This is a genomic window from Streptomyces sp. NPDC056361, assembly GCF_042262805.1.
Lineage (GTDB): Bacteria > Actinomycetota > Actinomycetes > Streptomycetales > Streptomycetaceae > Streptomyces.
On sequence record NZ_JBHJQI010000256.1, the window covers coordinates 1 to 5,867 of the forward strand.

The 5,867-nt window shown below is 74.5% G+C and carries 7 protein-coding genes; 1 reads left to right on the plus strand and 6 read right to left on the minus strand.

The window, feature by feature from the left end; all coding sequences use genetic code 11:
• Positions 1-31: 31 nt before the first annotated feature.
• The 3 genes from rplT to infC all read right to left on the minus strand — a co-directional run bounded on the left by rplT (position 32) and on the right by infC (position 1,517).
• Positions 32-418: a 50S ribosomal protein L20 gene (rplT, locus tag ACFCY7_RS39400; protein ID WP_017241732.1), complete on the minus strand. Its 387-nt coding sequence runs from the start codon at positions 416-418 to the stop codon at positions 32-34.
• A gap of 105 nt (positions 419-523) precedes the next feature.
• On the minus strand, positions 524-718 hold the full coding sequence (gene rpmI / locus ACFCY7_RS39405) for a 50S ribosomal protein L35 (protein WP_015032399.1): 195 nt from the start codon (positions 716-718) through the stop codon (positions 524-526).
• Positions 719-842: 124 nt separating this feature from the next.
• Positions 843-1,517, minus strand: a complete 675-nt coding sequence (gene infC / locus ACFCY7_RS39410) for a translation initiation factor IF-3 (protein ID WP_376490903.1) — start codon at positions 1,515-1,517, stop codon at positions 843-845.
• 376 nt (positions 1,518-1,893) lie between these two features.
• Between infC and ACFCY7_RS39415 the strand changes: the two genes are divergently transcribed.
• On the plus strand, positions 1,894-2,271 hold the full coding sequence (locus tag ACFCY7_RS39415; RefSeq protein ID WP_367820516.1) for a DUF1844 domain-containing protein: 378 nt from the start codon (positions 1,894-1,896) through the stop codon (positions 2,269-2,271).
• A 10-nt stretch (positions 2,272-2,281) separates the two neighbouring features.
• Here ACFCY7_RS39415 and ACFCY7_RS39420 read toward each other — a convergent pair whose 3' ends face one another.
• The 3 genes from ACFCY7_RS39420 to ACFCY7_RS39430 all read right to left on the minus strand — a co-directional run bounded on the left by ACFCY7_RS39420 (position 2,282) and on the right by ACFCY7_RS39430 (position 5,159).
• Positions 2,282-3,013 (minus strand): SseB family protein, encoded by a 732-nt coding sequence (locus ACFCY7_RS39420; protein WP_376490900.1) that lies wholly within the window; start codon positions 3,011-3,013, stop codon positions 2,282-2,284.
• A gap of 110 nt (positions 3,014-3,123) precedes the next feature.
• On the minus strand, positions 3,124-4,305 hold the full coding sequence (gene mycP, locus ACFCY7_RS39425; RefSeq protein WP_376490901.1) for a type VII secretion-associated serine protease mycosin: 1,182 nt from the start codon (positions 4,303-4,305) through the stop codon (positions 3,124-3,126).
• Positions 4,302-5,159, minus strand: coding sequence for a hypothetical protein (locus ACFCY7_RS39430; RefSeq protein WP_376490902.1), 858 nt, complete (start codon positions 5,157-5,159; stop codon positions 4,302-4,304). The genes mycP and ACFCY7_RS39430 overlap by 4 nt, the downstream gene beginning before the upstream one ends.
• Positions 5,160-5,867: the final 708 nt, after the last annotated feature.

Here is a 5,867-nt window from a genome sequence, read left to right on the forward strand (position 1 = left end):
GGTCCGGGCAGAAGTACTGCGGCCTGGAAGATCAGGCGGCGGCCTTCGGGGCGTTGACGTCGGCCGGGAGGGCCTTCTGCGCGACCTCGACCAGCGCGGCGAACGCGTTGATGTCGTTGACGGCCAGCTCGGCGAGGATCTTGCGGTCCACCTCGATGTTGGCGGCCTTCAGACCCTGGATGAGGCGGTTGTACGTCATGCCGTTCTGGCGGGCAGCGGCGTTGATGCGCTGGATCCACAGCTGACGGAAGTCGCCCTTGCGCTTCTTGCGGTCGTTGTAGTTGTAGACCAGCGAGTGGGTGACCTGCTCCTTGGCCTTGCGGTACAGGCGCGAACGCTGACCGCGGTAGCCGGAGGCCGCCTCGAGGATCGCCCGGCGCTTCTTGTGGGCGTTGACTGCCCGCTTGACGCGTGCCACTTTTAACTCCTTGTAGCGGGGTCGTGGTTGGACTCACACGACCCGAAAAACGAATGGGTCCCGGACCTGGCCGGAAGCCCTCGTCGCCGAGGGCGGGTGATCAGATCAGATGCCCAGCATCTTCTTGATCTTGGCCGCGTCGCCCGGGGCCATCTCGGCGTTGCCGGTGAGGCGACGCGTCAGCTTGGACGACTTGTGCTCGAGCAGGTGGCGCTTGCCGGCGCGCTCGCGCAGGATCTTGCCGGAGCCGGTGACCTTGAAGCGCTTCTTGGCACCGGAGTGCGTCTTGTTCTTCGGCATCGCGCCGTATCTCCTCGTCAGTGGCGCTCCCGTCCGGTGCGGACACCGGACATCCGGGAGCGTCAGTTCTTCGTTTGGTGGTTCCGGGCGGGGCCCGGGGCTGCCTGGTTGGCAGCCCGTCGGGTCACGCCTCGGGGGTCTCGGCCGGAGCTTCGGCCTCGACGACCGGAGCCTCGGCGGCCGGGGCCTCGGCGACCGGAGCCGCGGGGGCCTCGTCGGAGGCGACGCCCTGGCGCTCGGCCTTGCGTGCGGCCTGGGCCTCACGCGCCTCGGCCATGGCCTCGGTCTTCTTCTTGTGCGGGCCGAGAACCATGATCATGTTCCGGCCGTCCTGCTTCGGGTTGGACTCGATGAAGCCAAGCTCCTCGACGTCCGACGCCAGCCGCTGAAGCAGCCGGAAACCGAGCTCGGGGCGGGACTGCTCACGACCACGGAACATGATCGTGATCTTGACCTTGTCGCCCTGCTTGAGGAACCGGACGACGTGACCCTTCTTGGTGTCATAGTCGTGCGGGTCGATCTTCGGCCGGAGCTTCATCTCCTTGATGACCGTGTGCGCCTGGTTCTTGCGCGCCTCACGGGCCTTCATGGCCGACTCGTACTTGAACTTCCCGTAGTCCATGAGCTTGCACACGGGCGGACGGGCGTTCGCCGCGACCTCGACCAGGTCAAGGTCGTACTCCTGTGCGAGCTCCAGGGCCTTGGCAAGCGGAACAATCCCGACCTGCTCGCCGCTGGGTCCGACAAGTCGCACCTCGGGAACGCGAATCCTGTCGTTGATGCGGGGCTCGGCGCTGATGGATCCTCCTCGGTAGCACCACGCGACCGCCTGGCGGACGGACGCGCACTGTCTGTTTCTGACCAACCGCGCCGGCGCATGAAAAACGCCCCGGACGGGACACAGGCGGGGCTCCACGGAAATACCGGAGCACCGCCGCGGTCAACCGCGGGGCGCACATCGGGCGGCTCCATCGTCCGTACGGAACGATGGGCGCCACCTGACCGGTGACCCGCCACCCGTGAGGGCGGTCAGGTGGGAGTACGGAGCCTCCACTTGTGGGCCGGGCACACACGTGTCCGGCCGGTCGTTACACAAGGTTAGCAGGAGCCGTGCCCGTACGCGAATGCGGGCGGGGCGGCGGGGAGGCGCTCCGGGGCGGCTTATCGTGTGAGGCATGAGCGAGACGCCCCAGAACGAGTCCGCGGACTCCCCCGAAACCCCCGACTTCGACTCCATGACCCGCGACATCGCGGAGGTCCCGGCGGTCGAGGTGATCGTGACGGTCGCCGTCAACCTGATGAGCGCCGCCGCGGTGAAGCTCGGGCTCACCGAGGAGGGCGACAAGTACAAGGACCTCGACGAGGCGCGCAAGCTGGTGCACGCGCTCGCGGGCCTCCTCGACGCCGGCGCGACCGAGGTCTCCTCGTTCCACGCCGCTCCCCTGCGGGACGGCCTGAAGTCCCTCCAGCTCGCCTTCCGCGAGGCCTCCCTGATCCCGGACGAGCCGGGCCAGGGACCGGGCGAGAAGTACACGGGACCCGTGTACGGCTAGCCCGTACGTCCTACTTCTTCACGTAGAAGGGCTCGCCCGGAGGCGTGGCCGAGGCCGGCAGCAGTGCCAGGTCCAGGCCCCGCACCAGGCGGGCCCTCAGTGTTTCGTCGGCGGCCAGGGCGCGGGCCACGCGCTGGGCCGACTCCGCCGCGGGGGTGTCCTCGGCGAGGACCAGGGCCAGGGTGCCGTCGGCGGCCCCCGGCCCCAAGTAGGCGCGGAGCACCGCGGGCTCGGCGGCGACCGCGGCCCGGACGGCCTCCCGTACCGCCGGGTCGTCCAGCGGGTCCGCGCTGGAGCGGCCCTCGGCCAGGGCGAGCAGCAGCGGGCCGGTCAGCTGGTACGGCACCGGGCCGGCCAGGTCGAGGACGACCGTGTCCGCCTTCTCGTGCGCGGCCGCCTGGAGCGCCTGGTGGAGCGGCACGGCGACGGGTCGGGCCTCCGGGTCCCACAGCGCGAGCGAGGCGATCGACGTGAACGCGGGCAGGGCCCGCCGGTCGCCGGCCGTCAGCGTGGGCACCGCCATGTCGCTGGTCTTCTCGCGGCGCAGGCCGTTCTCGTCGGTCTCCACCTCGCCGAGCACCGCGACCACGGGGACGAGCAGCCGTGCGCCCTTGAGCGCTTCGAGCACCGGCCCGTGCGCGGTTCTGTCCTCCGCCCACGCCGCCAGGGCCGCGGCGAGCCGCGGGTCGGCGGTGCCGTCGTCGTCGGAGAAACCGGGGTCCGGGATGTTCTTGAGCGCCACGCACCGAGCCTAACCGGCGCGGCGCCCGGCACGGCCCGCCGGGTCCTCGGGAGCGGGGCGGGCCCTCCTCGGGCGCCCCTGGTCCCCGGGGGGTTCCGGCGGTCAGGTCCTCAAGGGTTCCGGCGGGCGCGGCCGAGGACGACCGCGGTCAGGAGGAGAAGGGCGCCGAGGCCGCCGGCGGCGGGGGCGAGGAGGCCGAAGGAGTGGGACTCCTCGGGGGCGGGGACCGGGCCGGGGCCGAAGTACGGGCGCCGGTAGCCGGCGGTGGCGTTCTTGGGGTCGGCGCCCTTGAGACGTGCGCCGGCCTCGATGGCGGCGGCCGGGTCGACCGTCCCGTACCCCTTGGCGTCGCTGCGGCCGCCCTTCGGCCGGTTGCGGGCGGTGTCGACGAGCAGCCGCTTGATCTGGGCCGGGGTGAGGTCGGGATGCGCGGACCTGACCAGGGCGACGGCGCCGGAGACGAACGCGGCGGCGGCGCTGGTGCCCCAGCCCTCGTAGTAGCGGCGGTCGGGGTCCGCGATGACGATGTCGACGCCGGGGGCGCTGACGGTCGCGTACCAGCGGCGGGTGGAGAAGGAGGCCCGCGTGCCGTAGCGGTCCACGGCGGTCACCGCGATCACGCCGGGGTAGGCGGCGGGGTACGAGATGTGGTCGCCCTTCTCGCCGCCGTTCCCGGCGGAGGCCACCACGGAGACCCCCTTGGCCAGGGCGTACTGCACGGCGGCGTCCTCGCCCGCGTCGGGGTGCGCGGACTTGGAGTCGTCGCCGAGCGAGAGGTTGATGACGTCCGCGCCGTGGTCGGCGGCCCAGCGGATGCCCTCGGCGAGCGCGGTCCCGCGGGTCTTGCGGGCCTTGTCCCTGGCCTTGTCGGTGCCTTCGAGGATGACCCGCACGGGCAGGATCTCGGCGTCCGGGGCGATGCCGAGGACACCGTCCCCGTCGCCGGGGCCGTGGCCGTGCCCGGCGATGATGCCGGCCATCGCCGTGCCGTGCCGGGCCCACGCACGGTCGCCCCGGCCGGCTCCGAAGCCGATGAGGTCGTGTCCGGGCAGCACGGAACCCTTCAAGTCCGGGTGCTCGGCGTCGACCCCCGTGTCGAGCACGGCGACGGTGATGCCCTCGCCCTTGGTGGTCCGCCAGGCCTCGGCCGTGTGCAGGGCCTCGGGGCCCCACTGCCGGGCCCGGATGGTGTCGGCGTACGCGGGCGCCGTCGTCGCGGGCAGCACCGCGAAACCGGCGGCGAACAGCACGGCCGAGGCGGCGCGCGCCCGGCGGCGGGAAGGACGGGTCACCGGGTCTTCTCCTTCGCCGCCGCGACGGCGGTCGTGCGCAGCAGTGCCTCGAACCGCTTCGCCATGCCCTTGGCCTCGTGGCCCAGGCCCGACTGCGCGACGGCGTCGGTACGGCCCGCGCTCGTCGCCTGGTCGGCGGGGAGCGGACGGTCGACGCTCCGGCCGTCGGCGAAGCCGGACACCGCGGTGACGACGACGGGGAGGTCGGCGGGGGCCGTCAGCCACCAGCTCGCGCGCTGCCCGGCCCCGAAGCGGGCCGCCACGGTGCCGGGACCGGCGAGCGCCGGCGGCACGTCCTGGCCCAGCCGGGTCGTCAGGTCACGGCCGAGGGCGCCCTGCGCGGTGACGTCGGCGCGGGTGAAGACGAGGCCGACGGTGATCACGCTGCTCGCGGTGGCATCGGTGTACGTGGCCCGCAGGACGCGCTCGCAGCCCAGCGGCCGCACCGCGGCGAGCAGGCCCTTCGCCATCACCGCGGGCGAACAGGCCGCGTCCGGCGCGACGGCGACCCGCGTCCACGTGCGCGCCGCCGCCCCCGGCCCCGCGCCCGGCCCCGCCACGGTCCTCGGGAACAGCGTGTCCACCGGCGCGTTGTGCCAGATCTCCTTCGCCTCCGCGTACCCCACCGGCTCCACCGGCGCGCCCGGTTCGGCCGCCGCCAACCACACCCCCGCGAGCGCCCCTCCGATGAGCCCCATCCCCAACACGGCGCACGCCGCGACCGCCACCGTCCGCCCGGCCCTCTTCTCCCTCACCGGCCGCAGCCGCGTCGTCGTCTCCACCGGCGCCTCGGGCGGCAACGCCCCGGACCCACCGAAGCCGTACGCCGCCGACCCCGCAGGGGCCTGCGCCACGGGGACGGCCCCCGCCGACCGGGCCGGAGCGAAGGGTCCCGTGGCCGCGGGCGCGGCGACGGGCCGGGGCGGACCGAGCGGCCCGACAGACGGCTGGTTCGCCGCAGCGGCTGCGGCCGGGCGCCCGGCGGCGAACCGGCCCGTGCCGGGCACTCCGCGCGGGTCGGGGTCCGTGGGACGGATCGCGCGAAGGCGCGTGGTGGTCTCCACGGCGGGCGCGGCGGCGGAGGGGGCCGGAACGGGCGTCGGGGGTACGGCGACGGGGGCCGTCGAGGCGGGGCGGGCGGGCGGAGCCGGAGCGACCGGGGAACCTGCGGCGGGGGCCTCGGCAGCCCGCACGGGCGAAGCCGGAGCGGGGCCGGCGGGAGTCGAGGCGGGGGCGGCGGGAGAAACCGCGGCGGGAGCCGGGGCGCGGCCCGCGGGCGAAGCCGCAGGCGGAAGTGCGGGGGCCGAAGGCGGGGCGGCCAGGGGCGCGCGGGTAGGCGGAGTCGGGGCAACGGCAGGAGACACGCCGGCCGAAGGAGCCGTCGCGGGGGCCGAGGCGGGGCGGGCGGGCGGAGCGGAAGCGGCCGGGGAACCCGGGGCGGGGGCCGGAAGCGGGCCGGGCGGCGGCACCGTCGCGGAGGCCGGGGCAGGGCGGGCGGGCGAAGCGGAAGCGGCCGGGGAACCCGGGGCGGGGGCCGGAAGCGGGCCGGGCGGGGGTGCCGT

What these genes read in the sequence shown, in the direction of transcription:
- ACFCY7_RS39415 (WP_367820516.1), top strand. Translation starts at nt 1,894, where the DNA reads ATGAGCGAGACGCCCCAGAACGAGTCCGCGGACTCCCCCGAAACCCCC.
- rpmI (WP_015032399.1), bottom strand. Translation starts at nt 718, where the DNA reads ATGCCGAAGAACAAGACGCACTCCGGTGCCAAGAAGCGCTTCAAGGTC.